Origin of the sequence: Bacillus sp. MM09(2025) (assembly GCF_050496725.1) — a bacterium.
Lineage (GTDB): Bacteria > Bacillota > Bacilli > Bacillales > Bacillaceae > Bacillus > Bacillus pumilus.
On the sequence record NZ_JBNWEN010000004.1, the window covers coordinates 420,962 to 446,804 of the forward strand.

The 25,843-nt window shown below is 40.3% G+C and carries 30 protein-coding genes and 4 pseudogenes; 7 read left to right on the plus strand and 27 right to left on the minus strand.

The window, feature by feature from the left end; translation table 11 throughout:
• Positions 1-7: 7 nt before the first annotated feature.
• From terS to ACQYAC_RS08550, 7 genes are all read right to left on the minus strand, one after another.
• Entirely contained in the window at positions 8-652 is a 645-nt protein-coding gene (gene terS, locus ACQYAC_RS08520) for a phage terminase small subunit (protein WP_169055585.1), read from the minus strand.
• A 152-nt stretch (positions 653-804) separates the two neighbouring features.
• The gene (locus ACQYAC_RS08525) at positions 805-1,323 is read right to left on the minus strand and encodes a sigma-70 family RNA polymerase sigma factor (protein WP_061409446.1); all 519 of its coding nucleotides are present in this window, start codon (positions 1,321-1,323) and stop codon (positions 805-807) included.
• A 126-nt stretch (positions 1,324-1,449) separates the two neighbouring features.
• Complete coding sequence (locus tag ACQYAC_RS08530) at positions 1,450-1,656, minus strand: XtrA/YqaO family protein (protein ID WP_012011053.1); 207 nt, start codon at positions 1,654-1,656, stop codon at positions 1,450-1,452.
• A complete protein-coding gene (locus tag ACQYAC_RS08535; protein WP_429943109.1) occupies positions 1,653-2,054 on the minus strand; it encodes a holliday junction resolvase in 402 nt (133 codons plus the stop codon). The genes ACQYAC_RS08530 and ACQYAC_RS08535 overlap by 4 nt, the downstream gene beginning before the upstream one ends.
• Positions 2,055-2,104: 50 nt before the next feature.
• A complete protein-coding gene (locus ACQYAC_RS08540; protein WP_244270758.1) occupies positions 2,105-2,347 on the minus strand; it encodes a hypothetical protein in 243 nt (80 codons plus the stop codon).
• A complete protein-coding gene (locus tag ACQYAC_RS08545) occupies positions 2,325-2,477 on the minus strand; it encodes a hypothetical protein (RefSeq protein WP_429943110.1) in 153 nt (50 codons plus the stop codon). Before ACQYAC_RS08545 ends, ACQYAC_RS08540 begins: the two co-directional genes overlap by 23 nt.
• Complete coding sequence (locus ACQYAC_RS08550; protein ID WP_058013834.1) at positions 2,474-2,737, minus strand: helix-turn-helix transcriptional regulator; 264 nt, start codon at positions 2,735-2,737, stop codon at positions 2,474-2,476. The genes ACQYAC_RS08545 and ACQYAC_RS08550 overlap by 4 nt, the downstream gene beginning before the upstream one ends.
• 158 nt (positions 2,738-2,895) lie before the next feature.
• Between ACQYAC_RS08550 and ACQYAC_RS08555 the strand changes: the two genes are divergently transcribed.
• The 4 genes from ACQYAC_RS08555 (at position 2,896) to bioB (ending at position 5,696) form a co-directional block, all read left to right on the plus strand.
• Positions 2,896-3,273 carry a helix-turn-helix domain-containing protein gene (locus tag ACQYAC_RS08555; RefSeq protein ID WP_044140780.1) on the plus strand — a complete coding sequence of 126 codons (378 nt, stop codon included), beginning with the start codon at positions 2,896-2,898 and terminating at the stop codon, positions 3,271-3,273.
• 199 nt (positions 3,274-3,472) lie between these two features.
• Entirely contained in the window at positions 3,473-3,823 is a 351-nt protein-coding gene (locus ACQYAC_RS08560) for a hypothetical protein (RefSeq protein ID WP_003213146.1), read from the plus strand.
• 364 nt (positions 3,824-4,187) lie between these two features.
• On the plus strand, positions 4,188-4,541 hold the full coding sequence (locus ACQYAC_RS08565) for a hypothetical protein (protein ID WP_169055590.1): 354 nt from the start codon (positions 4,188-4,190) through the stop codon (positions 4,539-4,541).
• A gap of 159 nt (positions 4,542-4,700) precedes the next feature.
• Positions 4,701-5,696, plus strand: coding sequence for a biotin synthase BioB (gene bioB / locus ACQYAC_RS08570; protein WP_429943111.1), 996 nt, complete (start codon positions 4,701-4,703; stop codon positions 5,694-5,696).
• A gap of 41 nt (positions 5,697-5,737) precedes the next feature.
• On the opposite strand, the gene ACQYAC_RS08575 is transcribed toward bioB, so the two are convergent.
• From ACQYAC_RS08575 to ACQYAC_RS08590, 4 genes are all read right to left on the minus strand, one after another.
• Positions 5,738-6,211, minus strand: a complete 474-nt coding sequence (locus tag ACQYAC_RS08575) for a hypothetical protein (RefSeq protein ID WP_003212767.1) — start codon at positions 6,209-6,211, stop codon at positions 5,738-5,740.
• Between the two features lie 170 nt (positions 6,212-6,381).
• Positions 6,382-7,215 (minus strand): undecaprenyl-diphosphate phosphatase, encoded by an 834-nt coding sequence (locus ACQYAC_RS08580; protein WP_034660680.1) that lies wholly within the window; start codon positions 7,213-7,215, stop codon positions 6,382-6,384.
• 126 nt (positions 7,216-7,341) lie between these two features.
• A complete protein-coding gene (locus ACQYAC_RS08585; protein WP_058013832.1) occupies positions 7,342-8,484 on the minus strand; it encodes an AI-2E family transporter in 1,143 nt (380 codons plus the stop codon).
• Positions 8,485-8,549: 65 nt separating this feature from the next.
• Complete coding sequence (locus tag ACQYAC_RS08590; protein WP_429943112.1) at positions 8,550-8,942, minus strand: DoxX family protein; 393 nt, start codon at positions 8,940-8,942, stop codon at positions 8,550-8,552.
• A gap of 201 nt (positions 8,943-9,143) precedes the next feature.
• On the opposite strand from ACQYAC_RS08590, the gene ACQYAC_RS08595 reads away from it, so the two are divergent.
• Positions 9,144-10,127 (plus strand): Gfo/Idh/MocA family protein, encoded by a 984-nt coding sequence (locus ACQYAC_RS08595; RefSeq protein WP_429943113.1) that lies wholly within the window; start codon positions 9,144-9,146, stop codon positions 10,125-10,127.
• 79 nt (positions 10,128-10,206) lie between these two features.
• On the opposite strand, the gene ACQYAC_RS08600 is transcribed toward ACQYAC_RS08595, so the two are convergent.
• The 9 genes and pseudogenes from ACQYAC_RS08600 to ACQYAC_RS08640 all read right to left on the minus strand — a co-directional run.
• Entirely contained in the window at positions 10,207-10,731 is a 525-nt protein-coding gene (locus ACQYAC_RS08600; protein ID WP_169055594.1) for a type 1 glutamine amidotransferase domain-containing protein, read from the minus strand.
• A gap of 90 nt (positions 10,732-10,821) precedes the next feature.
• A complete protein-coding gene (locus ACQYAC_RS08605; RefSeq protein ID WP_429943944.1) occupies positions 10,822-11,775 on the minus strand; it encodes a methyl-accepting chemotaxis protein in 954 nt (317 codons plus the stop codon).
• A pseudogene (locus ACQYAC_RS08610) lies at positions 11,767-12,810 on the minus strand (HAMP domain-containing protein); the annotation flags it as partial. The pseudogene ACQYAC_RS08610 and the gene ACQYAC_RS08605, both read right to left, overlap by 9 nt.
• A gap of 164 nt (positions 12,811-12,974) precedes the next feature.
• Positions 12,975-13,922, minus strand: a complete 948-nt coding sequence (locus ACQYAC_RS08615) for a methyl-accepting chemotaxis protein (protein ID WP_429943945.1) — start codon at positions 13,920-13,922, stop codon at positions 12,975-12,977.
• A pseudogene (locus ACQYAC_RS08620) lies at positions 13,914-14,951 on the minus strand (HAMP domain-containing protein); the annotation flags it as partial. The pseudogene ACQYAC_RS08620 and the gene ACQYAC_RS08615, both read right to left, overlap by 9 nt.
• A 176-nt stretch (positions 14,952-15,127) precedes the next feature.
• Entirely contained in the window at positions 15,128-16,078 is a 951-nt protein-coding gene (locus ACQYAC_RS08625) for a methyl-accepting chemotaxis protein (RefSeq protein ID WP_370339308.1), read from the minus strand.
• Positions 16,073-17,119 (minus strand): annotated as a pseudogene (locus ACQYAC_RS08630) (HAMP domain-containing protein); the annotation flags it as partial. The pseudogene ACQYAC_RS08630 and the gene ACQYAC_RS08625, both read right to left, overlap by 6 nt.
• Before the next feature lie 125 nt (positions 17,120-17,244).
• A complete protein-coding gene (locus tag ACQYAC_RS08635; RefSeq protein WP_429943946.1) occupies positions 17,245-18,195 on the minus strand; it encodes a methyl-accepting chemotaxis protein in 951 nt (316 codons plus the stop codon).
• Positions 18,187-19,236 (minus strand): annotated as a pseudogene (locus tag ACQYAC_RS08640) (cache domain-containing protein); the annotation flags it as partial. The pseudogene ACQYAC_RS08640 and the gene ACQYAC_RS08635, both read right to left, overlap by 9 nt.
• A gap of 156 nt (positions 19,237-19,392) precedes the next feature.
• Here ACQYAC_RS08640 and ACQYAC_RS08645 point away from each other — a divergent pair.
• Positions 19,393-20,133: a protein-glutamine gamma-glutamyltransferase gene (locus ACQYAC_RS08645; protein WP_429943114.1), complete on the plus strand. Its 741-nt coding sequence runs from the start codon at positions 19,393-19,395 to the stop codon at positions 20,131-20,133.
• 21 nt (positions 20,134-20,154) lie between these two features.
• Here ACQYAC_RS08645 and ACQYAC_RS08650 read toward each other — a convergent pair whose 3' ends face one another.
• From ACQYAC_RS08650 to ACQYAC_RS08675, 6 genes are all read right to left on the minus strand, one after another.
• The gene (locus ACQYAC_RS08650) at positions 20,155-20,403 is read right to left on the minus strand and encodes a hypothetical protein (protein ID WP_058013823.1); all 249 of its coding nucleotides are present in this window, start codon (positions 20,401-20,403) and stop codon (positions 20,155-20,157) included.
• A gap of 24 nt (positions 20,404-20,427) precedes the next feature.
• Positions 20,428-21,459 (minus strand): nitronate monooxygenase, encoded by a 1,032-nt coding sequence (locus ACQYAC_RS08655; protein WP_429943115.1) that lies wholly within the window; start codon positions 21,457-21,459, stop codon positions 20,428-20,430.
• Positions 21,460-21,475: 16 nt separating this feature from the next.
• Positions 21,476-21,877 (minus strand): secondary thiamine-phosphate synthase enzyme YjbQ, encoded by a 402-nt coding sequence (locus tag ACQYAC_RS08660; RefSeq protein WP_058013821.1) that lies wholly within the window; start codon positions 21,875-21,877, stop codon positions 21,476-21,478.
• 135 nt (positions 21,878-22,012) lie between these two features.
• Entirely contained in the window at positions 22,013-23,305 is a 1,293-nt protein-coding gene (locus ACQYAC_RS08665) for a hemolysin family protein (protein ID WP_429943116.1), read from the minus strand.
• Between the two features lie 49 nt (positions 23,306-23,354).
• Positions 23,355-24,029 (minus strand): zinc metallopeptidase, encoded by a 675-nt coding sequence (locus tag ACQYAC_RS08670; RefSeq protein WP_041816317.1) that lies wholly within the window; start codon positions 24,027-24,029, stop codon positions 23,355-23,357.
• Between the two features lie 81 nt (positions 24,030-24,110).
• A complete protein-coding gene (locus tag ACQYAC_RS08675; RefSeq protein WP_003213467.1) occupies positions 24,111-24,335 on the minus strand; it encodes a hypothetical protein in 225 nt (74 codons plus the stop codon).
• Positions 24,336-24,453: 118 nt separating this feature from the next.
• Here ACQYAC_RS08675 and ACQYAC_RS08680 point away from each other — a divergent pair, with 118 nt between their 5' ends.
• Positions 24,454-25,440, plus strand: coding sequence for a potassium channel family protein (locus ACQYAC_RS08680; protein WP_323639210.1), 987 nt, complete (start codon positions 24,454-24,456; stop codon positions 25,438-25,440).
• Here the strand turns inward: ACQYAC_RS08680 and ACQYAC_RS08685 are convergent.
• Entirely contained in the window at positions 25,437-25,838 is a 402-nt protein-coding gene (locus ACQYAC_RS08685; protein ID WP_429943117.1) for a YugN-like family protein, read from the minus strand. The genes ACQYAC_RS08680 and ACQYAC_RS08685 overlap by 4 nt on opposite strands.
• Between the last annotated feature and the right edge of the window lie 5 nt (positions 25,839-25,843).

Sequence of the window (25,843 nt, forward strand, 5' to 3'; positions counted from 1 at the left end):
AATGGCGTCATGAGTTATCCTCTTTTCGCTTGATCATGATGTGAAGATCTTCCTCTTTTTCTTCGCGCACTGCTTTTTTTGTTTTTTCGATGGTCAGTTCAATTTGCTTTAGTCTTAATCTTCGTTCATCCTTCGCATGTGCAAGCTCTTCAAACTGTTTAATGAGACGCCTGAGCTCTCCCATTGCACGAGATTGGGCATTTAAAAAGGTAGCATGCCGATCCCATGAAAATTGAAACGAATATTCTTCTGTGCTGATTTCTTGTTCTGACTGAATGCCTTCTACTGTTTCTTCTAATGAAGAAGGCATGTATGCCGCCTTTTTCAGCTCTTTGATCATGTCATCTTGATCTGACACATACATGATTCGCTGCGCCCGAATAATGGCAGCATATTGAATTTGAATTTGATCCCAGATTAAATCAAGGGATGTACGCCCGCCCATTTTCTCCATGATTTCAATTGTTTCATCTGAAAGAAACTGATTGAAGATCGAGTGTGCCTGCTTTGACGAACCTTTTTGCCTTTGCCATCCGTATCGTCTTTTCCATGATTTCACGGTATGGATTGAGACATTGTAATGATCAGCAATTTGCTGGTACGTCATCCCTTTCATATAATCTTGCTTGGCTCCTATCCGTTTATCTTTCATTTACATTCACCTGCCGCCTCCTTTTAATTCGAACGATTTCCTGTGAAGGAATCATTTGTGTAGGGCTAGCAAACATCCGTTTGGTCTTTCTAACTATAGGTGGCAACTGTAAGACAAGTGCTGCTCCATTTATTTTGTAAAAGAAAAAACGCCTATTCAGCTGCTTCGAATAGGCGTTCTTGTACTTTTTTAGACATCTTTGTCCGAGCTCTCTCCATATGTTTTTGGACAGTTCCTTTTTTCACATCCAGCATAATCGCAATCTCGCTAAACGATAATCCTTGCGTTGTGTGCATGAAGAATACGTCCTTTTCTCGGTCCGTTAAAACGGACAAGGCTTCATCAATTCGTTTCTTGTCCCGCTCACTGAATTCTCTTTCATTTTCTTGGATAAGTGTATATTCATGTGATAAAGCCTCTAACACTTCTGGATTTGCCAGGATGGTGCGCTGATAGACTGAACGTCTGTCTAATCCTCTGCGTGCGCCTGGCTGCCTGCCAATTTGAAGCCATTCCACCACGTATTCGAGATCGCTGACCATACTAGCGATAATTTTTTTATCATGCTTCTCTTGATCTGACAGCTGTTTGTCTTCTTTTTCTCTAAATGGTTCATATCTTTTTCTAGCATCCTTTAAAGCTCGTTTGTATTCGATGAGTAAATCTTGCATGCTGGCTCTCTCCCTTTTTTAAGAAAATAAAAAACGGACACCAATCAGTCCCCTTTTCATAGGGTCTTGATCAGTGTCCGCAGGCTTTCCGTCTTGGACGTATGATGTTGTGATCTATCCAGTAATCTAGCTGATTTTAAAACCGATCTCGTGATCTACTCTTGCAAAATGACCTTTTGCTGTTTGTATAATGGTTTTTCCATGTTCAGGTACATCTATCTGATAAGCTGTTCCTACATTCCCATCTAACACGATGACTTGGATTTTTCCTGTTTCCATCTCACCGACAAATGTCTGGTTTTCTTGAATGAATAATTGTTTTGGCTCGTTCATATGCTTGTCTCCTTAATTGGTGAGGACTTCGTGCCATCACCTATCGTATTTAAAATGATTTCAATTCTTGGACGCATACTATAAAACTGGGAAACTCTTAAATCAACGATCTGTAGAGGGGCCCTATCCGCAATAGAATGAAGTGCTTCTTGAATATGGTGTAGCCGTGGCTGAAAGATGCTGACGTTCACTGGGCGTATCAAACCTTTTTCTGCGTATGTACGCTTGATTTGACAGTCAGCTATGTCAAGCGGCATGTCGTCAAATAAACGAATCTCGAGTGATAGTGCGTCTTTTATTTTCTGCGAGCATTGCGCTTTTGCAGCTGCTCGTATTCTTTTTATCAATGTATCTTTTGTGAACAATAACTCTGTCTCAATGATGAAATGGATGACCATGTTATGATCTCCCGTCATCCTTTTCCCACTGACGAATGTCTTGTTCGTTTTTACTCGCTTTTAGCAAGCATTTGAGGATTCCCATGATTTTCTTCCATCGTTTCATGTCGTCTTGATTCCTCCTTTTTTGCTTCAGCGAGCTTTTCCGCCAAGAGGGTCATGTATGTTTGCTTGTCTTCTGATGTGGAAAAAACAAACACCGGTTTCTGGTGATGAAAGGTCATCCAGCCACCGGCTTGGACTAAACAAAGCTGCGCTTCCTTTCTGGCATCAAACGTCATCTGATGTTTCATCTGCTTCAAATCCCTCCACACTCTCCTCAGTCTCTGCTTGATACCCATAACGTGTCATTTCATATGACCAGAAGCTTTTTGGATATCCAAAGTCATTTATCTGCGCTACCATTGGATGTTCAATATTCATTTTGTTCGTCTCCCCTTTTCAAATAAATGCTCTTCCTTTAAAGAATTACTCATTTTGTGTAACTTTTGATCAAAAAAAAGCTCTTGAACACCCCTATTTAGCAAATCCGCAATATGCTTTGCTATTTCTAAGCTGGGCTTCGTTCTGCCCATTTCTATATTTGCATAGCCGCTCGTGTACTTATACCCTAACTTTTTCGCCATATAGGTTTGTGTTTTCCCTTGTAAAATGCGTTCTTCTCGTAAATTTTCAAGTTTCATCTTTCCACCTCTTACTCAATATGTGTAAGTTATATTCATTATGATAATATACACAAAACGAGTAAGTCAATCTTTTTTTATTCTTTTTGTGTAATTATTTATCTTTTCCGTGTAATTCATGATAAAATTTACTCATAACATGAAAAAAGGTGTTTCCAATGGATAATTTGACTGGAAAGATTTTAACTGAATTAAGAGAGAAGCATGGATGGAGCAAGTCAACGGTTGCTAAAAAACTCGGATTAAAGGCGATGTCCACTTATGCAAATTGGGAATATGGCTTGAGAAAGCCCGACGGTGAAATGATTGTGAAAATCGCCGAATTATATGGGGTCTCAACGGATTATCTTCTCACAGGTAAGGACAAAGGCGGAATTGATGCCGACCTTGCAGACGATCCAGATTTGCAAATTGCGTTTAAGGCTGCCTCCGATTTTTCCGAAGAAGCACGAAGACAAACCATCGATTTTATTCACTACATTAAAGAAAAAGAGAAACAAAAGGGCCGTCAGCCAAAACAGCGAGACGACGATTGATCATCTCTTTTCATAAAGCTTTACATTGCTGGGATGCACCCAGCTTTTTTTATGCCTCTTTTTCCCCTAAAAAAAGAGAGACCTCATAGATAATATGTGACAATTTTCACCATAAATACTCTTTTTTTCATATATTTTAATTGACATATAATACTATTATTATTAATATATGTATATACCAAAAAAAGGAGTGTTACCGATGAAAAAATTAATGAAAGCTTGTACATTGTCTTTAGCTGCTCTAGGTGCTCTTACGTTCTTCCAAACTGAAGGTGCTCATGCAGCTGCCCAGCCAAAAGAACCAGTCATAGCAAAAGCTCCTATTATGAATAAAGTGATTACAGTGAACCGCACGCTTACTGTAGGTTCGTCAATCGCCGTCTCTCTTCCAGCCAGCCAAATTTCTGTGTCTGGCGCAACATATGCCATTCAATTAGATCAAACAGCTCCGAACTTCACTTGGATTCGTGCGGTACAACGCGGATCTGTCACAGTTTCTTACTATAATTCACTAGGCGAGCTTGTGATTAACTATATTACTGTTCGATAAGCAATCTAGCTTTACATATGAAAAGGCGATGACTCAAGACATCGCCCCAGACCGTAGACACCCCCACTTTTACTTCAAATAAAAGTGGGGGTGTCACATTTTTTCGATAAAACCTCATGTTGTTTGCACTGAACAAGATTCTTTCAGGTTCATGGCATCATAAGTACGCATCTCTTACTAAGTAAGCCACTTTTCCCCTCTAAAAAAGACGAACAAAAAATCATGTATTTTTTATTCTTCCAATTTACTATTCGAAAATTTATTACAATTTTCACCAAAAAATACTTATTTATCACCATTTTAAATTGAAATATTATTCTATTATTGTTAATATATGTATATATCAAAAAAAGGAGTGTTATCGATGAAAAAATTAATGAAAGCTTGCACATTGCTTTTAGTTGCTTTAGGTGCTCTTACGTTCTCTCAAACTGAAGGTGCTCATGCAGCTGCTCAGGTAAAAGAACCAGTTATAGCAAAAGCCCCTATTATGAATAAAGTAATTACGATCGACCGTAAAGTTAAGGTAGGATGGTCTGGTGCTTTTTCTATTCCAATCAGTAAAATAACTTTATCCGGTGATACAGATGCTGTTGAACTGAAACAAACTGCTCCAAATTTCACTTGGATTTACTATTTAAAACCTGGCTTTGTTAAAGTATCATATCTAAATTCAGATGGTGAACTTGTAATTAACAACTATACAATTACCTACTAAAACTCTTTTAAATTTATTAAACTTAAGGCGATGACATCATATCATCGCCTTTAATAATGTGACCATTCTCTAAAACCAGCTAGACATTCAATTCTTGCTATAGACCAACCAATATGTTAACTTTTATTTATAATGAGTTTACATATTGAGGGGCTGATGATGATAAAACACATATCTTTGTCTTGGGAAGCGATAGCAGAGAAAGCGCTGAAAAATGAACGGATCACGCTGCAAGAAGGTCTAGATATTCTTGAAACTGACGATAGAGAATTATTATCTATCATGCATGCAGCCTACCAAGTACGATTTCATTTTTTTCAAAATAAGGTGAAATTAAATATGATTTTTAATGCAAAAAGTGGTTATTGCCCTGAAAACTGCGGTTATTGTTCACAGTCGATCATTTCAAAAGCACCGGTTGAACGATATACAATGCTTGATCAAAAAACGATTGTGGCTGGCGCGCGTGAGGCGCTCAAGAGAAAAGCGGGGACTTATTGTATTGTCGCGAGCGGGAGAGCACCTTCTCACAGAGAATTAGATGAGGTGACCGCAGCAGTAAAAGAGATCACTGAGACCATGCCTTTGAAGGTGTGTGCATGTCTTGGGTTATTAAATGAAGAAAAAGCAAAGCGGCTGAAGGAAGCAGGGGTTCATCGGTACAATCACAATATCAATACACATCAAGATCATCATGCTCACATTACGACAACTCATACATATCATGACCGTTTGTCGACCCTTGAGGAGGTCAAACAGTCGGGCATGTCTCCTTGCTCAGGGGTTATCATTGGAATGGGTGAAACCAACCAGCAAATTGTTGAAATGGCTTTTGCGCTCAGAGCCATTGATGCGGATTCCATTCCAGTCAACTTTCTTCATGCAATCGAAGGAACACCACTTGAGCATCAAGAACGAACACATCCGATCAAAGCATTGAAAGTGTTGGCACTCATGAGGTTTGTCAATCCAACCAAGGAAATTCGAGTATCTGGAGGCAGAGAGTTCAATTTACGGACGCTTCAGCCGCTTGCCCTTTATGCCGCAAATTCCATTTTCGTAGGCGATTATTTAACAACAAAAGGTCAGCAGGTTCAAACGGATCATCATATCATTGAAGATTTAGGTTTTGACATAGAAGAATGTGCGTTATAAAAAAAGTCTGCCGGTGAATCGGCAGACTTTTGACAATAAGATTAGAATCTTTTATGGAAATCAACAGTGCCGCTTCCTTCCTCACGGTCAAAGCTGCCAACAAATGTCCAGTTAATATAGCCGCCGTCACCATTATTGACGAACGTCCCATCTTCAAATACCCAAATACCAAACGTAATCCCATCATATTCAACACTATCATAGTAAACCACATTGTTCAGTCCGCTAAAGTCATGATCTTGGCTTAAGTTTTGGACAACGACGTTATAGTTTTGACCTGCTTCATAGAAGGCGCTGTACGCCGCATTTTTTACGAATCCATCACGATTTTGAGATGATTTTACTGCTTGTTCAATTTTATCGGCAATGGCTACTGGATCAATCGAGACACTTCCATCAACACCTGTTGTCGTTGCAGCTTCAGCCGTTTGACCAAAAGTCGTAAGAGATAGAGGGGCAGCAACCATTGACGTAGCGATCACAGAACTAACAAAAAATTTGCTTGTTTTTCTCATTATTTCTAACTCCTCCTTTAATTGGTATGTTTATGTACTACCCCTTCTCCTGTCTCTTAAACACTAATTTATGAAAAAACTTCTTTTTCTACCAATTAAGAGGTTGATTTTACTGTTTAAAAGAGTTAAAACAACAAAAAACTACTCTTTAATAAGAGTAGTTTTCAGCATTACATGAATAGGATAAATAAAATCACACCTAGGATTATTCGGTATATTGCAAAAGGCACCAGTTTGATTTTATTGATCAGTTTTAGGAAGAATCGAACAACGAAGAGAGCCACAACAAATGCACTCACAAACCCGACGATAAAGAATGGCAGCATGTCTGTTGTTAAATATTCGGCATTTTTCACAAGTGTTAAAAAGCTTGCGCCCGCCATAATCGGCATCGCCATGATAAATGTAAAGTCAGCTGCCGCACGGTGATTCAAACCAAGAATAACCCCACCTGCGATCGTCGAACCCGAGCGAGAGAAGCCTGGCCATAACGCCAAACATTGAAACAGTCCGATATAAAGCGCCTGTTTGTACGTCATGTTATCGACAGAGCTTGTTTCTGTTTTACGTTTATTGATCCAGTCAGCGACAAGCATCAGCACTGCGCCTAAAATCAAACCGACTGCAACTGTTCTCACGTCAAACAAGTATTTATCAATATAATCTTCAAATAAGAATCCTAAAATGACGGCTGGGACGAGTCCTACTGCGATTTGAGCAATGGTCAGTTTATGCCCGCTGCGCTTTTGTTCTTCAGTGATATTTTTCTTTAAGCCTAACAAGTTCAAAATCCGATCCTTGAACACAATCATGACAGCTAAAATAGAGCCTAACTGAATCACGACTTTAAATGTGTTTGCCGCCTCTGGCGTAATGATTTCCTTTGATTTTAACCATAGATCATCGACAATGATCATGTGACCTGTAGACGAGACAGGTGCATACTCTGTTAATCCTTCGACAATTCCTAAAACCAGTGCCACGAATAAATCCCATAGATTCATGATTTTCTTTCCTTTCAATTCTGATCTTTTGAACAGGCAACCATCTATGTCCACATAAAGACAAGCTTCCTTCATCGAAAGCTCGTCTTTATGATACTATATTTTTTTCAAAAAAAGATTATGACATTAAACCTTTTCTTCTTTATACAAATTGGATCGCATTTTGAACCAATCAAACAAGTGGGTCGTGATGACCTTCAGGACGGCATATGTCGGAATCGCAACAATGATACCGACTACGCTGAACAATTTACCTGCTGTTAAGAGAACAAAGATAATCGTGATCGGATGAATATGAAGGTTTTTCCCCATGACTTGAGGTGAAATAAATTTCCCTTCAATGAGCTGAACCACTGTCCAGACAATGATCAGTTTTAAAAGCATCACTGGTGATGTCACAAGTGCAATCACAATCGCTGGTGTAATCGCAATCGTTGGACCAAGGTATGGCACCACACTTGTACATGCCGCAATGATTGCTAGCAGCAACGCATAGTCAAGTCCAATAATCAGATAGCCAATTAGAAGAAGAACACCAATACAGAAGCTGACAATGATCTGTCCGAGAATATAAGAGCTCAGGCGATGGTTCATTTCGTGAAGCACGATATGAGTATGTTCTCTAAACTTATTCGGAATAAATTTCAAGAAATAGTCAGGTAATTTTTTGCCGTCTTTTAATAAATAAAACAGAATGAACGGAACGGTCACGATCGAGATGATGATTTCAGTGAGCGCCCCTAAGAACGTCCCCACTCCGGTAAAGGTACTTTCCAAAATTTTCGTCGCTTGACTTGACGCTTTGCTCACCAATTCAGAGACGTTAAAATTCATGTTTTTTTGCGCTTGATTAATGAAGTTGCTTCCCGTTAGTTGTCTAATCTGATCTTCTACCGTATCAACATATTTCGGAAGGTTATGAAACAGGCTCATCATTTGTGCTTGTAAAAAAGGAATAATAGACACAATCGTCACTGTTATAATGCCAATAATGACTATATATAAAAGCAAAATTGAAAAGATTCGTTTAACTCTAAACCTCTCTAACAAATTGACAATCGGATTTAATAAATAATACACGACCCCCGTTAAAATAATCGGTAAGGCAATCGTTTTGACGAGTACAATGAGCGGTGTGAAAATAAAGGATGTTTTCATGAAAACAAGGATATTCAATCCGATTAATAGCAGGACGAGTAAAAAGAGAACAAACTTGTTATCAAGAAAAAATTTTCTAAATCGACTGCTCCACATTTGCATAGAATTCATATCGTTCCTCCAAACTCGGGCTATTTTATAAATAAATTGTACACTACCTGATCATGATATAGTGGTCATTGTTTCAGCTTTTTTTCCCATTTCGCAATGGACATCACCCATACAATCAGAATGGGCTGTCCTATCAGTCTTATCCATAGCAAAGACTGCTCTGTGCTTTCTTGACCTGGAAATGGAATTCCCTCACGTGCAGCAAATAAGTTTGCAGGGAAAATGAGGACAAGATAGACAGCAATGATTTTTGCTGCTGCGATCCTGACATTTGGCAAAAGCAGCAAGACAGCCAGCAGCCATTCTAGGCATGCCGTCGCATAGACCATTACATATGGATATGGCCAGCCTGGCATCATACGGGCAAAGCCGCTCGGCTCTACCACATGAAAAATACCGGCTGCTATGAATAAAAGCGCAAAGACGTATGTACTTCCTATATGCAGGACGCGCTTCATGGTCATTTCCTCCTCTCCCTTCTATCAGAGTATTACCCGAATGAAGGAAGAAACTACCCACTTCTCGTACATTTATATCCTTTATGTAAGACGCATCAGCCTATATAAAGGTTTCATCCGCTTTTCAATAAAAAGAATGTTCTTTCTTACAAACGCTTTCAAAGGATGTATAATCAGAGAAAAGCAGAAGGAGGGAACGACATGATTCGATTTGCTGTCATCGGAACGAACTGGATTACAGATCGATTCTTACAGGCCGGTGAAGGAATAGCTGATTTTACATGTACAGCCGTCTATTCACGATCCGCTGAAAAAGGCCAGGCATTTGCCGAAAAATACGGTATTGATACAGTTTTTACGAACTTACATCAAATGGCAGAAAGTGATGCGTTTGATGCCGTGTATATTGCGAGTCCAAATGCCCTTCATAAAGAGCAGGCCATGTTGATGATGGAGCACCAAAAGCACGTATTATGCGAAAAACCATTTGCCTCTCACCGAAAAGAAGTAGAAGAAATGATTGCTACAGCGAAAAAACATCAAGTTTGTTTAATGGAAGCGATGAAAACGACATTTCTGCCCAACTTCCTTCAAATCAAACAGCATCTTGATCAGCTTGGACCCATTCGGCAAGTGGTCGCTCATTACTGTAAATATTCCTCAAGATACGATGCCTACCGAAATGGCGAGATTCCAAATGCTTTTAAGCCTGAATTATCCAATGGTTCTTTAATGGATATTGGTGTGTATCTCGTCTCCCCGGCGATCTATTTATTTGGTCTGCCGAATCAAATCACCGCGAGAGGCTATAAGCTTTCTTCTGGTGTAGATGGAAGCGGCTCTGTCCTTATGCAATATGACGGACATCAAGCACTCCTTTTTCATTCTAAAATTTCAACGTCTCATTTATCTGCGGAAATTCAAGGAGAGGATGCGACGATGGTGATTGATCAATTCCACCGTCCTTCACATATCACGATCCATGATCGGCAAGGACACCAAACCGACATCTCTCTCAAAGATGATCAGCCAGCCATGTATTATGAAATCTGTCATTTTATTGAGTGTATTCAGCAAGGAATGAGTCAGTCTCCGGTCAATACATTTGCCTTATCTGTTCAAACTATGTCCGTTATGGACGAGGCGAGAAAACAAATGGGCGTGAGGTTTCCTGCCGATAGGTAAAATAAATGGGGCATGAAATGATGAACAAAGGGCGAACATGAGGTGCAAATTCGCCCTTTTTTTATTTTGGATTCATAGTTTATGTTGCCGCTAATACATCCGCAAATGCTTTCACATAGGGAGGAAGATCCGGTGGACGTCTGCTCGAGACGAGGTGACCATCTGTGACGACTGCTTCATCAAACCAGTCTGCTCCAGCATTTGTCATATCATCTTTAATACCAGGTGTACTTGTCACTTTTTTTCCTTGCAGGATTCCTGCTGAAATCAATACCCATCCAGCGTGGCAAATTTGCCCGATTGGTTTTGCCTTTTCATCAAATGAACGTACGATATTTAACACTTCTGGAAAACGGCGCAGTTTATCTGGCGCCCACCCTCCAGGGACAAGCACAGCATCATATTCATCCGCTTGAATGGAATAAAAATCTGCATCAGATACAGCCGGCACACCATACTTCCCAGTGTACTCATGATTTGCTTTTTCTCCTACAAGGTGCACAGTTGCCCCTTCTTCTCTTAAACGCAGAACCGGATACCATAACTCTAAATCTTCAAAATCATCACTGACAAACGCAATGACCTTCTTATTTGATAAACGCATATCATCTCTCCTATTCTTTCGATTTCCTCTATTGTACGAGATGACCGCTTAAAAAGAAAAGCGGTTCCCCTTGAGGAGAACCACTTGACCTTATTCACTGATCTTGAATTTTTTAATTAAATCACGTAATTCTTCCGCCATTTGGGAAAGAGTCGTAGAAGAAGAACTAATCTCTTCCATAGAAGCAAGCTGCTCTTCAGCAGATGCAGCGATATCTTGGATGCTTGCTGAACTCTCCCGTGATACATCTGCAATTTCATTCACTGCTTTAGAAATTTGCTCAGATCCTTTTGAAAGCTCGCGTACTGTTGTATTCATTTCATTAATTCTTATAGCGATTCCGGCTGTTTGCTGATTAATTTGTGAGAAGCTTTCTTTCGTTTGATCTGTAATGGAAAGACCATTCTTCACTTCTTCATTTACTGATTTGAACATATTTTGAGATGTTTCGATTTCAGTTACGATTTCTTTCACAAGCTTTTCAATCTCTTTTGCTGAATCTGATGATTGAACTGCAAGTTTACGCACTTCCTCTGCAACAACAGAGAAGCCTCTGCCTGACTCACCTGCACGTGCTGCTTCAATGGCTGCATTGAGTGCAAGTAAATTCGTTTGATCCGCAATGCCGTTAATCACGCCTAGGATGTTTGTGATGTCTTTTGATTTATGCTCTAGTCCATTGATCACCCCTTCAGCTTCTTTCACTGAATGGTCGATCGTCTTCATTTGGCCAACGGTTTGCTCCACAAGCTGTCCGCCTGATTCCGCGGCTGTTCTTGATTGAATAGATGACGCTGTGATGACATCAGATGTTTCTGCGACTTCGTTCAGTCCCTCATTCATTTGTTTTAAATGAGCCGCACTTTGCTCCACCATTTCGCTTTGATTTTCGTTGCCGTTTGAGAATGTTTCAATAGATGATGTAATATGTTCAGTTGCTTTTGTTGTTTGGCCTGCGCTTGCCGTCAGTTCTTCAGATGAAGAAGCCACGTTTTCTACAGATGTTTGTACTGCTTGAATGACATCTCTTAATGATTCACTCATTTCATTAAAGCTTGTGCCTAGCTGTCCAATTTCATCTTTTGACCGGACATCAATTTTTTCTGTTAAATCTCCCTCACTGATTTTCTTTGAAGAAGAAACAAGGATAGAAAGTGGTTTTGTAATAGAACGGATGATTAAGAAGATCAGTATCCCACCAATGATAAGCGCACCAGCTAAAATGATAGCGGCCATGTTAAAGACTGGCTGTGCAGCTTCTTCGACTTCCGTCACAAACATCGTACCGACAATTTTCCAGCCCGTCGCTTTGTTTGTGGTGAATTCCATTTGCTTTTCTTTTCCTTCAAACATATAACTCATAGAACCTTCATCTTGTGAATAAAGCTTTTCTAGCCATTCACCAGATAATTTTGTTCCAGCTTTTTTCGTAGGATGGGCAACAAAGGTACGATCCGGACTTCCGATAAAGGCATAGCCTTGTTTCCCAATGTTTATGCTATTTGATTCTTTTACTAGATTCGCAATGTCTAAGTTCATTGCAATGACTCCTGATCCGTCCTCTAACTTTTTAGAGATGGTGACCACAAGCGTACCTGTGGAAGCTGTTGGATACGGTGCTGAAACAGACAGCTCTCCGTTTTTCTCCCAGCCGTCTTTATACCAATCCCGCTCCGTTGCGACATAATCAGCAGGCATTTTTTTGTTAGGATATCTCGAAAACACTTTGCCATCACTTGAAGCGACAAAAATGCCTTCTGTGTCATCATTCATACTCATGAACTGCTCAAAGCGTCCTTGAATATCTGTCGTGTCTTTTTGCTTAAGCTTTTTCTCCGTGATCCATTTGCTAAAGAAATCAGCTGCGTCTGTTTTCACTTTTACAACCTTCGTAATATTTTTATCTAGCTGCTCGACGTTCTCCTTTGCACTTTGCATGATTTGATCATTTAAGGAAGTGCTGGCCGTATGATATGAAAAGAATGCTAACACAATGATTGGGCATAAGAGAATAAATAAGAAAGAGAATACGAGCTTTTTTGAAATAGATGGCTTCCTGAAATACTGTATGAATTTCATAAAAAAGAAAACTCCTTTTAGTAAGATAGTATATATATCGGAAGTACTACTAGGTTGTTAACTTTTTTAACTTATTAAAGTCTAAATAAGACCAAATTACCCAAATTATATGTATTGAATGGAAAAACACCTGACGCCAAAACGTCAGGTGTTTCCCTATACTCTTATATTTTAAATTGTTTAATGAGCTCTCTTAGCTCTTCTGCCATCTGAGATAACGTAGCAGAGGATGAGCTGATCTCTTCCATAGATGCCAGCTGTTCTTCTGCGGATGCTGCGATATCTTGGAAGCCTGCAGAGCTTTCTCGTGAAAGCTCTTTGATTTGATTCACCGCATGTGAAATATCATTTGAGCCATGCGAAAGTTCTTTGGCTGTTCCGTTCATTTGTTTCATTTGTTCTGTCATTTCTAATGTTTTATCGGTAATTTTCTCAAAGCTGACTTTCGTTTCATCTGTAATATTTAATCCAGATTGTACTTCACTTGCTACTTGTTTAAACATGTTCTGGGATTTTTCAATTTCCTCTACAATCTCGTTCGTCAAGCTTTCAATTTCCTTTGAAGAGCTTCCTGATTGCTCTGCCAGCTTACGAACTTCTTCTGCAACAACAGAGAAACCTCTGCCTGCTTCTCCTGCCCGAGCGGCTTCTATCGCAGCATTTAAAGCTAGGAGATTCGTCTGGTCAGCAATGCCGTTAATGACACCCAGAATGTTCGTAATATCTTTTGATTTCTGCTCTAATCCTTGAATCACAAGCTCTGCTTCTTTCACTGCATGCTCGATGGTTTGCATTTGCCCTGCTGTTTTTTGAACAAGTTCTCCACCGGCCTGAGCCGTTTTGCTCGAATCAATCGACGATTCCATCATATGAGAGGTCGTATCGACCATATGGGATAAGCTGCGATCCATTTCATTCAACTGGACTGAGCTTTTTTCGATCATATCATTTTGATGTTCATTGCTGTTTGAGAACTGTTCAATAGAAGATGTGATATGCTCAGTCGCTTGAGCGGTCTGTCCCGCACTAGCTGTTAACTCTTCAGAGGAGGCGGCCACATTTTCAATGGAATTTTGAACAGCTTGAATGACTTGTTTCAGCTTTGATGACATCTCGTTAAAGCTATGCGCAAGCTTGCCGATTTCATCGTGCGTACGAACTTCAATATGCTGTGTCAGATCACCCTGACTGATTTTTTCAGCCGATTCAGAGAGCGCTATCAGTGGCTTTCGGATCGATTTAATAATAAAATAAATCGCGATTCCGCCTATGGCAATCGCAACTGCCAGTATGATCATTGTTAAGTCGAGAACTGGCTGTGCAGCTTCTTGAATTTCGCCAACATACATTGTTCCAGCAAGCTTCCAGCCTGTTGCTTCATTTGTGTCAAAAAACATTTGCTTCGGCTGTCCATTGTATTCATATTTAAAGTTGCCTTGTTTTTTATCATACAATTTCGTGATGAAATCACCTGTCAATTTCTCCCCAGGCTTGTCTGTTTTATGGGCAATATAATGCTGATCTGGAGTCGCGACAAACGCATAGCCCTCTTTACCAATTTTGATGCTGTTTGTATCTTTTATGATCGTGTTCAAGCGCATGTTGATCCCAATTACACCAGATCCATCTGCTAACTGTTCTGATATTGTGATGAGCAGGTCATCTGATGACTTGCCGACAAAAGGATCTGAAATGATGAGCTTCTTATCTCCCATCGATTGTTGAAACCATGGTTCGTTTTTTGCGCTCGCTCCACTCTCTTTATGAATCTCGGAATATTCGGTTAGTTTACCATTTTGATCTGCAATGAATACTTCCACAACATCTTCGTCTGTTTCCGATAATTGCTCTAATTTCACCTTAAGCAAATCCTTGTTTTTAGAAGTCAATTCACTCTTTTTCACCGATTTGGATAAATAAGAAACGATATCAATTTTAGGCTGTACATCTTTATTAATGAGTTCGTTTAATTGCTGAACACCATTTGCAGCACTAGACATAATCTCATCATTGAGAGACTTTGATGCCACTTCATAAGAAAATGCTGCCAATACAAGAATTGGCACTAGGAGAATCGCTAAGAATGCAGTAATTAATTTCTTGGACATTGTAAAATGCTTAAAAAAGTTGATTTTTTTCATGACTCTACTCCTTTTGAATTATGATTTGTGGTCTTTCCCTTCTATTCTTAGGTAATACGGATTATTTTTCAAGGGATAATGTTCGAAATCTAATTAAAATGAGTAAATTTACCTATTTCTTTTGATTTATTCAATTGAAAAAGAGCCCTTTAGCTGAAGGGCTCTTTTCATTTTGTCTATTCGACTTTAAATTTGCTGATCAAATCACGCAATTCTTCTGCCATTGATGAAAGCGTAGCAGAGGAGGAGCTGATTTCTTCCATAGATGCGAGCTGTTCTTCCGCTGAAGCCGCAATGTCTTGAATGTTTGCGGAGCTTTCACGTGAGACGTCTGCAATCTCACGGACAGCCTCTGACACATGTGCAGAGCCATTTGAAAGCTGGACAACTGTTTGATTCATGGTTTGAAGCTGGTCAGAAATTTCTTTTGTCATTTCGAAAATATTGTGGAAGCTGACTCTTGTTTGTTCAGTGAAGCTTAAGCCTGATTGAACTTCTCGATTCACTGCAGTGAATACTTCCTGTGATACATCGATGTCTTGAACGATTTCTTTAATCAAATTCTCGATTTCTTTCGCCGAATTGGCTGATTGAACAGCCAGTTTTCTTACTTCTTCTGCTACAACGGAGAAGCCTCTGCCAGATTCCCCAGCTCTTGCTGCCTCAATCGCTGCATTTAGCGCAAGTAGATTTGTTTGGTCGGCGATACCATTGATGACACCTAAAATTTGTGTAATGTCTTTTGATTTACTTTCAAGAGCGCTGATGACATTCTCTGCTTTTTTCACGGACTGATCAATGACATTCATTTGAGAAGCGGTTTTTTCGACAAGCTGTCCGCCTTCCCCTGCGATATCTGTTGATTTGATCGATGAAGCAGTAATGGATTCAGCCGACTCATTCATGTGCTGAAGGCCACGGTTCATTTCCTCTAACTCGTCTGAGCTAGATTCGACTTTTTCATTTTGACTTTCATTTCCATTTGAGAATTGTTCAATGGCTAGTGTAATATGCTCTGTTGCTTTACTTGTTTGCCCTGCGCTGGCTGTCAGTTCTTCTGAGGAAGAAGCGACATTTTCAACTGAGGTTTGTACGGCACCAATTAGGGTTCTTAATGAGTCTATCATTGTATTAAAGCCTTTTCCAACTTGACCAATTTCGTCATCTGATTGGATCTGAAGCTTATCTCGCAAATCACCTTCGCTGACTTTTTTCGAGAAGCGGGCAAGGTTGGATAATCTTTTCGATATAGAGCGGACGATAAAGAAGATGAGGGTACCTGCTACGATAAGTGTCACACTGAACACAATAAGGGCTGTATTGAAAACGGGCTTTGCTGCATCTTCTACTTCTGATACGAGCATCGTTCCACCGATTTTCCAGCCGGTTAATTCATTGGTCACATACGCAACCTTTTTATCTATTCCTTTGAGTGTGTAACTGCCGCTTCCTTCTTTGTTTTTAAAAATAATATTTGCCAGATTCTCATTGACCTGACTTCCTGACTTTTGGGTCGGATCTGCTAACACTGTTTTATCTTTCTCCATGATGAAAGCATAGCCTTTTTGCCCAATTTTGATTTCTTTTAACTTTTGAATCAAGGTGTCAATTTCCATATCAAGTCCAATAACACCTGAACCATCTTTCATTTTTTGAGTAATCGTGATAACCATTTTGCCTGTGGAGGCTGCTACATATGGTTTTGTGATGACTTGTTTGCCGTTTTCTGCATTGAGTGCTTCTTGATACCATGGACGCTCTCTCGGATCGTAGCCATCAGGCATCTTTTGAACAGGATATTGCATAAACAGTCCCTTTTCGGAGCCTGCATAGATAGCAGAAACATCTTTTTCATTAATTTTTCCAAATTGCTGCAATTCTTTAATGGTCGTATTTCTATTTTTTTCTTGAAGATTAGACGCTTTGAGTGAGTCTGTAAACAGAGCCACAGCATCTGCTTTATTTCCTATATTCTCATTGATTAAAGTATCAAATGCATTGACTTGACTCATTGCACTGCCCATAATCTGTTTGTCTAACTCTGTCTTTGATGTAAAAAACGCACTAATTGTCAGTGCAGTGGTTGGTAGGATAAGGACTACCAAAAAAGCCATAATTAATTTTTTTGAAATGGATGGTTTTTTTAACCATTGGATCATTTTCCCCATTTTCTCTTTCCCCCTTTACTTCTCTAAAGTTATTATCGGATGAAAGGTTTAATTTTACAGGCTAGACATGCTGTTTAAACATAAAAAAAATACCCAGACAATTTTGGGTATTTTTTCATCGTTTTTTAATCAATTTTGAATTGACTTGTGAGCTCTTTTAGTTCCTCTGCCATGTTTGCAAGTGTCACTGAAGAAGATGATATTTCTTCCATAGAGGCCAGCTGCTCTTCAGCAGAAGCCGCAATATCTTGAATGTTTGCCGCACTTTCTCTAGAGACTTGGCGCATCTCCTGCATAGCTTGTGAAACCAGCTTCGAACCGCTCGATAGATCAATGGCTGTATCGTTTAATTGCGTCAGTTTTTTCGACATTCCTTCTGCCGCCTCATAAATGTTCTGGAAGCTTTCTTTTGCTTCTTCTGTCATACCAAGTCCTGCATGTACTTCTCGATTGACCGTTTTGAACATATCTTGAGATTTAGCAATTTCTAACACAATTTCTTGAATGAGCTTTTCTATTTCTTTCGCTGAGTCTGCCGATTGAACAGCTAGTTTTCTCACTTCTTCTGCCACGACAGAGAAGCCGCGTCCTGATTCGCCTGCTCTAGCTGCTTCGATGGCTGCATTTAACGCAAGAAGATTCGTTTGATCTGCAATGCCGTTAATGACATTTAAAATGCTCGTAATATCTTTAGACTTATATTCTAATTGCTTCATGACTTGTTCTGCCTCTTGTACAGATGTATCAATATGTTTCATTTGGCTCGCTGCGCTTTCAACAATTCGGCCGCCTTGACCAGCTGCCTCTGTCGATTGAAGTGAGACAGAAGCCACTTCTGATGACGTTTGTGACATGCCTTGTAATCCTTCATTCATTGTCACAAGCTGATTCGTACTAGATTCGACTTTCTCGTTTTGTGCTTCATTTCCATTTGAAAATTGTTCAATCGACATTGTGATATGCTCGGTTGCTTGACTTGTTTGGCTGGCACTTGCCGTCAGCTCCTCGGAAGCGGATGCCACATTGTCGACAGACTGCTGAACCGCTCGAATAACTTCACGTAAAGATTCACTCATCTTGCTAAAGCTTCTTGTGAGATCTCCAATTTCATCCTTCGATTTGGTTTCAAGGGTTTCGGTTAAATCACCCTCGCTCACCTTTTCTGAGAAATCAACAAGCTTTCGAAGTCCAATTGTGATGGAGCGAACGATAAAGAAGATCGCAATACCGCCAAGGATAAAAGAAGAAATTAAAAGAATAATGGCAGAATTCCAAACTGGCTGTGCTGCTTCTTCTGTTTCTGATACAAACATCGTTCCAGCAATTTTCCAACCTGTTAAATCATTTGTCACAAAAACGAGGCGTTTTTGTTCTCCTTTATTCTCATAAGTTGATGTTCCTTCTTTGCCGCTGTAAAGGATTGATGAAATGTTCTCTGTAACTGCAGAGCCTGATTTTTCTTCTGGATGAGCTACAATTTGCTTATTTCTATTTGCAATAATTGGATATCCTTCTCGTCCAATTTTAATGTCTTTGATTTTATCGACAATATCCTGTACATCAATATCAATCCCAATAGCTCCCGATCCGTCCTTCAGACGCTGAGCGATTGTGACAACCATTCCATTTGTTGTGGCAGAGATATATGGATTGGTGACCACAGGTTCACCTTTTTCATCCTGCATTGCTGCTTTATACCAGTCACGAGTCGTTGGATCATAGCCTTTTGGCATGTCTACTTTAGGGAACTGAATAAAGTCACGTTTTTTACTAGCTGCATAAAACCCAACCACATCATCTTCATTGATTTTGCTGTATATTTCAAAATGCTCATACAGTTCGTCCTGGTTTTTCTTTTTAAAATCTGCAGCACTGGATGTTTCGGTAAACAGTTTGACTGCATTTTCCTTATTCAAAAGCTTTTGCTCGATCATGTCATTCAATTCATTGACTCTTGCATTTGCTCCGTACATAATTTCATGATCTAATTCTTCTTTGGCAATCTGATATGAAATCGTACTGAGTGTAATAATTGGCAAGACAAGAACGAGAGTGAATGAAATAATCAGTCTCTTAGAAATCGATGGTTTTTTCAACCATTTTATTGCATTTTTCATGTTTTTCCTCCTTTTAAACGATATGTTATATATCGGACATCTTCATATTATTTTCATGTTTTTCAAATAAAAAGGATGCATTTTTGTTTATTTCCACAAATTGATTCCTTGCCCAAGCATCCTGCATACGCTAATACAAAAGGGGGCGCTTTTCATATGATTATCCTTTCAGGACAGCCAGTGACCAATGAGCAGCTGGCTTCATTTCAGCTAGAAGGACAAAAGCGGATCATTTTGATGCAGTTACAAGCCTCAAATGATACATTCCGCTTCAGGCAAGCATCTGATTTGTTATTTGAGGTCACTTTGAGATCGAACATTATGAATGCTGCAAGAGATTTGCATAAAAGTGGTGCCTCATTTGCCATCTTTCAAAGGTCTCGTGCAAATGACGCCTTTTGGCGCGTATCTGAAGCAGGAGCACTAGAGCTGCGCTATCAAGTCGAACCATCTAGAGGCATTAAAGACATTTTTGAAAATGGCTCACAATATGCCTTTGAATGTGCCACCGCCATTGTCATCGTGTTTTATATGGGCGTCTTGCAAACGGTAGGAGACGCGAAGTTTAACCGAAGACTTCGCAGTTTAACCCTGTATGACTGGCATTATGATACATTGTCGATTTATACAGAGCGCGGGAATGACTTTATCTATGGGGATTGCTTATATTTCGAGAATCCAGAGTTTAGCTATCAGCAGTCACAGTGGCGCGGGGAAAATGTGATTTACTTAGGAGAAGATCAATATTACGGACATGGACTTGGGATTTTAACAGCGGCCGAAATTATCGATAAATTAAATAAGAGAAGGCGGCCAGGTGCTGTTCAATCTGCTTATCTATTGCCGCAGACCACCCGGATGGATGTGATTTATCTCAGGCAAATGTTTGGCAGCTAAAAAAAGCCTCTTGTCTAGTGGTTATGACAAGGGGCTTTTGTATGCCTTGCGATTTCGATAATCTTGCAGCGTTCCAAGCATCGTGTTCGCAAGGATCTCCATTTTTTCTAAGTCTTTTCTTGTGACTGGCGGATCATGCCAGCTCCATTTTACATAACGAACAAAATAGTAATGACGAATGGGCGTAAGGACGGCAGGAGAATGCGGAAATTCATCAAACCAAAATTCAATTTGACCTTTTTTTCGGTATGAATGTTTTAAAATGTCCACCCTTTCACACCACCCAACATGATTTTATATGTGCGTCAGTTCATGCATGATCTCCTCAACCGTTAAAATCGAGTGAATACGGCCAACGCCCTGTCCTGCCCAAAGAGCCATTTGATCAGAGTTTCCCGCCGCAGCGGCTGCTTTTCGCATCGGTGTCGTCCATACATGCTGAACCGGATAAGGAAGAACACTATCTTCATTCTGTCTTTCTTCCTCCATCCACTGATTCACAATACCTCTTGCTCTTTTCCCTGAGAAAAGCCTCGTGATCTTTGTTTCACTGCTTTCTGCCTGTAAAATCGCCTTTTTGTATACGTCTGCCGCAGCACTTTCCTGACTGGCTAAAAATCGTGTGCCGATTTGCACCGCATCCGCTCCAAGCGCTAGTGCGGCTTCTACACCTGCTCGATCTGTAATCCCGCCTGCGGCAATCAATGGCACATGACAGAGCAGTTTGACGTCAGAGATCAGGCTAAAGAGTCCCACTAGGGCATCTCCTTTTGCAGGTAAAAAGGTACCTCGGTGACCTCCTGCTTCACTTCCTTGCAGAACAATGGCATCCATTCCTTTTTTCTCTAAAAGCAGTGCTTCCTCTTTTGTAGTGGCGGTTCCGATTAAAAAGATCCCCTTTTGTTTTAAACGATCTATCGTTTGTTCATTTGGACAAGAGAAGGTAAAGGAAACGACCGGTACGTCTTGTTCCAGAAGAATGTTGATTTTCTGTTCGAAATCATGCCACAATTCCTCTTCGCTCGGCAGTCTATCAGCTGCTGGACTTGCTGGCAGTCTCTTCTCCCAAAATGCCACATCCTCTTTTTTGACTTCAGAAATCGGCTCTGGTACAAATACATTGACCTGGAACTGGCGAGTTGTCAGCTGTTTGACCTGTTTGATCTGCTGCCTCAAACGGTCAGGCTGCACATATCCACTTGCCAAACTGCCAAGTCCCCCGCATTGCGAAACAGCGGCTGCCAGCTGCGGTGTCACGGCACCTCCTGCCATTGGTGCTTGGATAATTCCATATTTGATTTGCAGTAATTTCGTGAAATCCCCCATTTATTTCCCCCATCTCTTACTCGTTTGATGACACCTGTATATAAAAATGGCGATGTCTCGGCCCGTCAAACTCACAGAAATAAATTCCCTGCCATGTGCCAAGGACAAGATCACCATGATGGATGAGAACATGCTGCGAAGCACCCATATAGCTCGCTTTCATATGAGCGGCTGTATTTCCTTCCATATGGCGGTCCTTCGGATGTTCCCACGGAAAGACTTCGTCAAGCCTCCGGAGCATATCTCGTTTCACATCTGGGTCTGCATTTTCATTAATGGTCATCCCTGCTGTCGTATGGGGACAGTAGACGATGACACTTCCGTTTTGAATACCTGTTTCCTTAACATATTGATGGACCTCATTCGTCACGTCGATCATCTCATCGCGTCTATTTGTTTGTACATTGATTTTTTTCATATGAGCGGCTCCTTTTTGTCATTTCTATAAAACCATACCCTTTTTATATGGAATCAATCACTGTTGATCGGTGGAAGGCATTCCCTCACCTAAAGTTTACCAAGTAAAAAAACCTCGTCAAGCGTTACGAGGTTTTTAAGAAAAGTGGACCTTTTTGATTTCAATGGTCCGAATATGATGGTCTTCCGCATCTATGATGGTAAATTCACAGCCTTCTGCTTTAATCGTATCTCCAATCTCAATATCAAATTTATGTGTCATCATCCAGCCAGCAATTGTATCAACATCATCATTCTCTATCGCTAAATCCAATAAATCATTTACTTCATCAATCAAGGCTTTTCCATCCATTACATAGTGGAAGTCACCTTTTTTGACGATATGAGGTGTTTCGTCCTGATCATATTCATCTCGAATTTCGCCCACGATTTCCTCTAATATGTCCTCTACGGTGACAAGCCCGGCTGTTCCTCCGTATTCGTCTACGAGCACTGACATATGAATGCGTTCCTTTTGCATCAAAATTAGCAATTCTTGAACAGGTGTACTTTCAATCACCCGAATGACCGGACGCATTAAGTCTTCAATCGTCACATCTTGATTCAGGAAACTCGCTTTAAACACATCTTTGCTATTGATAACACCAACCACATGATCTTTATCTTCTTTAATGACGGGGTAGCGTGTGTATCTTTCGTTTAGCATATAATGCGTCACGTCTTCAAGCGTCTGTTCAATCTCTATAGCTGAAATTTCTGTACGAGGGATCATGATCTCTCTCGCCACTCGGTTATCAAATTCAAAAATTTTATTCACATATTTGTACTCAGACTGGTTAATCTCGCCTTTCTCATAGCTTTCAGATAATATAAGGCGCAACTCTTCCTCACTGATCGCCACTTCATGTTCTTTGACAGAATGAAAACCGAATAATTTCACAATGCCTCGTGCCGCCCCATTTAATGCTTTAATAAACGGGTACATGACTCTATAGAAAAAGATAAGTGGCTTTGCTGTCACAAGGCTGACCGCCTCTGCCTTTTGAATGGCAATCGTTTTAGGCGCAAGTTCTCCCACAACGACATGTAAAAACGTAATGATCACAAATGCGATGATAAACGATAGGATGTCGGTTAATGCGGAATGAAGCCCCAGCTCCTCAAATAGTGGGTGCAGAAAATGCTCCACCGTCGGCTCGCCCAGCCACCCTAAGCCTAAAGCCGTAATGGTAATGCCGAGCTGACAGGCGGATAAATATTCGTCGAGATTTGATATGAGCTTTTGTACGTGAATGGCTCTCTTATCACCGCTTTCAATCAGCTGATTGATTTTAGAGCCTCTAATTTTCACAATCGCAAATTCAGTGACAACAAAAAATGCTGTCGCAGCAATGAGTAATATGACTAAAAATACGTTTAAAATATACAAAAAAAACCCTTACCTAACAACGGTAAGGGCTCACCTCCTCTGGCATCAATTAATCATTACGGCCATTTAGGAAGATCATTACAAAACGGAGCAATTCAAACAAGGAGACAAGGGCCGCTGCGACGTACGTAAGAGCGGCAGCATTTAACACCTTGTTCACGCCTCTTTCTTCACTGCTTCTAATGATTCCTTCTGAAACAATGATATCTTTCGCACGAGAACTTGCATTAAACTCGACAGGCAATGTCACAAGCTGAAAGAACACAGCCGCTGAGAACAAAATGATCCCAAGCCCGATTAAGTTAAGGCTGCCAAGTAAGATTCCACCAAGGAAAAGAAGCGGGGCAACACCAGATGCAAAGTTCACGACAGGAAAGATCTTATGTCTCAAGACAAGCGCACCATAGGATTCCTGATGCTGCAAGGCATGTCCAACCTCGTGTGATGCGACTGAAATGGCCGAAATGGAATGGCCATAGTACACAGGTTCAGATAAGCGAACCACACGCTGCGTCGGGTCGTAATGATCAGTCAAAGTTCCTCTTACCGGTTCAACAGGCACGTCGTATAACCCGTTGCGATCTAAAATATGTCGAGCAGTTTCCGCACCTGTTTTCATACTGGATGCTTCAACCTTTGAATATTTTTCAAAATTATTCTTTACTTTAAATTGTGCCCAAAATGATAATCCCAATGCGGCAAAAGTTAAAAAATAAAAAAACAGCATGCTCATCAGCTTCCTTTTTATTTTATATATTTATTTACAATTTTAATGACTTTTATGTAACGTGTACAGAAAAAAGCACTAGGTCTTTTTAAGGGGGATCACCACACCAATGAAAAAAAAGAACACACCTAAGCATGCTGTATAAAAGGTCACCGTTCCGTATAGATTTTGAAAAAAGTGCAGCCATGAAAAATCATTCATAAAATGATTCACCGCATTTAAGTCAAACACAAGTAAGATCATAGCTGATGATAAAAAGTGAGCTCCGATAAAAAGAAGTACGGTCTTTTGAACGAACGACATTCGCATTCCCTCCTTCTTCTCTCTTATTTTAAGATATGGGATCTACATGACGATGATGAAAAAATGTTTCCTTAATCGGGCATACTGATATTAGCAGTTTCCTGAAAGGAAGAGTCCGATGAAATCAAACCGTATCTTTATCGCCTGGCTAAGGTGGCCTCTCTATCTTCGAATTGCCGTCATCATCTGTTTCTTGCTTCTTTTTTTTGGACAATTAATTGTCTTGCTTGAACCGAAGCAGTATCATACGATCTTTGATGGGATCTGGTGGGCTCTCATTACAGTCGCGACGGTCGGCTATGGTGATTTTGTGCCGCAAACCATGCCCGGACAAATCGCAGGTATGGCGCTGATTCTGATCGGGGCAAGCTTTGTCACGGCTTATTTTGCCACACTTGCTGCCGCTGTGTTCAGCAAACAGCACCATTATGTAGAAGGGAAGGTCGCGTTTAAAGGAAAAGGACATCTCATTATCATCGGTTGGAATGAAAAAACGAACAAACTGCTTCAATCGTTTCAAACGATTGATCCCGCTATGCCGATTGTGCTGATTGATGATTCTTTGAAGGAAGGGCCGCTTCTAGAGAATGTTCATTTTATTAAAGGGCATGGCACCGATGATGGCACACTTCGCAAAGCCAATATTTCAGGTGCAGATGCACTGATGATTACCGCAGATCAGCACGAGAATGAAGTGACAGCTGATATGCAGAGTGTTTTAACATTACTTGCAGCAAAAGGATTAAACCCTTCTCTATACTGTTTAATTGAAATTTTAACAGATCGTTACGTGAAAAATGCCGAGCGGGCTGGCGCCAATCAAGTCATTCATACCTCTGATGCAGTCAATCATTTAATGGTCGAGCATTTTCTTTTAAAAGAACAGTTCAAAGCGTTAAAGAAAAAACGTCATATGACCTTGCATAAACAGGTCACCATCATACCGGTTCCAGCTTCGTTAGCTGGAGAAACATTCTTAACAGCACTCCATCACTTTTTAGAGCATCATGTAATCATTGTCGGTGTACAAAAAAAAGAAGGACCCATGATGAATCCTCCCTTTGATTATGAGCTTCATCCAGAGGATGAACTGATCAGCCTTTAAAGCAGTGCGTCTTCTAATTCCTTGACGAGCGAAAAGCCAATCTCAGTATAAGCTTTTGATACATCTCCATCTTTCTCTTTTGGTTCTTGGAATTGGTTAAAGGATGCGCCCACATTTCCAACCATCGCATGATCATCTAACTTATCTTGATAGACATGCTTTAAGAGAAATGGATCTCCCAGTTTCACCACAACGCCTGGCTGATCCAGCTGGCCCTTTTGCGCTGTAAATGGAACTCTGAGAAACGTATAGCCATCACGATTATCAATTTTATAATCAAAGTATCCGTGATCGTAATCCCAGTTACCATTAATGACATAACCGAGCGGCTTCATCGTCTCTTCTAAATGGTAAAGTGAAAAGCTTTCACCAGGCAGCCTGGATGGTACATGAATCATACGAA

What these genes read in the sequence shown, in the direction of transcription:
- terS (WP_169055585.1), bottom strand. Translation starts at nt 652, where the DNA reads ATGAAAGATAAACGGATAGGAGCCAAGCAAGATTATATGAAAGGGATG.
- ACQYAC_RS08525 (WP_061409446.1), bottom strand. Translation starts at nt 1,323, where the DNA reads ATGCAAGATTTACTCATCGAATACAAACGAGCTTTAAAGGATGCTAGA.
- ACQYAC_RS08530 (WP_012011053.1), bottom strand. Translation starts at nt 1,656, where the DNA reads ATGAACGAGCCAAAACAATTATTCATTCAAGAAAACCAGACATTTGTC.
- ACQYAC_RS08535 (WP_429943109.1), bottom strand. Translation starts at nt 2,054, where the DNA reads ATGGTCATCCATTTCATCATTGAGACAGAGTTATTGTTCACAAAAGAT.
- ACQYAC_RS08540 (WP_244270758.1), bottom strand. Translation starts at nt 2,347, where the DNA reads ATGAAACATCAGATGACGTTTGATGCCAGAAAGGAAGCGCAGCTTTGT.
- ACQYAC_RS08545 (WP_429943110.1), bottom strand. Translation starts at nt 2,477, where the DNA reads ATGAATATTGAACATCCAATGGTAGCGCAGATAAATGACTTTGGATAT.
- ACQYAC_RS08550 (WP_058013834.1), bottom strand. Translation starts at nt 2,737, where the DNA reads ATGAAACTTGAAAATTTACGAGAAGAACGCATTTTACAAGGGAAAACA.
- ACQYAC_RS08555 (WP_044140780.1), top strand. Translation starts at nt 2,896, where the DNA reads ATGGATAATTTGACTGGAAAGATTTTAACTGAATTAAGAGAGAAGCAT.
- ACQYAC_RS08560 (WP_003213146.1), top strand. Translation starts at nt 3,473, where the DNA reads ATGAAAAAATTAATGAAAGCTTGTACATTGTCTTTAGCTGCTCTAGGT.
- ACQYAC_RS08565 (WP_169055590.1), top strand. Translation starts at nt 4,188, where the DNA reads ATGAAAAAATTAATGAAAGCTTGCACATTGCTTTTAGTTGCTTTAGGT.
- bioB (WP_429943111.1), top strand. Translation starts at nt 4,701, where the DNA reads ATGATAAAACACATATCTTTGTCTTGGGAAGCGATAGCAGAGAAAGCG.
- ACQYAC_RS08575 (WP_003212767.1), bottom strand. Translation starts at nt 6,211, where the DNA reads ATGAGAAAAACAAGCAAATTTTTTGTTAGTTCTGTGATCGCTACGTCA.
- ACQYAC_RS08580 (WP_034660680.1), bottom strand. Translation starts at nt 7,215, where the DNA reads ATGAATCTATGGGATTTATTCGTGGCACTGGTTTTAGGAATTGTCGAA.
- ACQYAC_RS08585 (WP_058013832.1), bottom strand. Translation starts at nt 8,484, where the DNA reads ATGAATTCTATGCAAATGTGGAGCAGTCGATTTAGAAAATTTTTTCTT.
- ACQYAC_RS08590 (WP_429943112.1), bottom strand. Translation starts at nt 8,942, where the DNA reads ATGAAGCGCGTCCTGCATATAGGAAGTACATACGTCTTTGCGCTTTTA.
- ACQYAC_RS08595 (WP_429943113.1), top strand. Translation starts at nt 9,144, where the DNA reads ATGATTCGATTTGCTGTCATCGGAACGAACTGGATTACAGATCGATTC.
- ACQYAC_RS08600 (WP_169055594.1), bottom strand. Translation starts at nt 10,731, where the DNA reads ATGCGTTTATCAAATAAGAAGGTCATTGCGTTTGTCAGTGATGATTTT.
- ACQYAC_RS08605 (WP_429943944.1), bottom strand. Translation starts at nt 11,775, where the DNA reads ATGAGTGAATCATTAAGAGATGTCATTCAAGCAGTACAAACATCTGTA.
- ACQYAC_RS08615 (WP_429943945.1), bottom strand. Translation starts at nt 13,922, where the DNA reads ATGTCATCAAAGCTGAAACAAGTCATTCAAGCTGTTCAAAATTCCATT.
- ACQYAC_RS08625 (WP_370339308.1), bottom strand. Translation starts at nt 16,078, where the DNA reads ATGATAGACTCATTAAGAACCCTAATTGGTGCCGTACAAACCTCAGTT.
- ACQYAC_RS08635 (WP_429943946.1), bottom strand. Translation starts at nt 18,195, where the DNA reads ATGAGTGAATCTTTACGTGAAGTTATTCGAGCGGTTCAGCAGTCTGTC.
- ACQYAC_RS08645 (WP_429943114.1), top strand. Translation starts at nt 19,393, where the DNA reads ATGATTATCCTTTCAGGACAGCCAGTGACCAATGAGCAGCTGGCTTCA.
- ACQYAC_RS08655 (WP_429943115.1), bottom strand. Translation starts at nt 21,459, where the DNA reads ATGGGGGATTTCACGAAATTACTGCAAATCAAATATGGAATTATCCAA.
- ACQYAC_RS08660 (WP_058013821.1), bottom strand. Translation starts at nt 21,877, where the DNA reads ATGAAAAAAATCAATGTACAAACAAATAGACGCGATGAGATGATCGAC.
- ACQYAC_RS08675 (WP_003213467.1), bottom strand. Translation starts at nt 24,335, where the DNA reads ATGTCGTTCGTTCAAAAGACCGTACTTCTTTTTATCGGAGCTCACTTT.
- ACQYAC_RS08680 (WP_323639210.1), top strand. Translation starts at nt 24,454, where the DNA reads ATGAAATCAAACCGTATCTTTATCGCCTGGCTAAGGTGGCCTCTCTAT.
- ACQYAC_RS08685 (WP_429943117.1), bottom strand. Translation starts at nt 25,838, where the DNA reads ATGATTCATGTACCATCCAGGCTGCCTGGTGAAAGCTTTTCACTTTAC.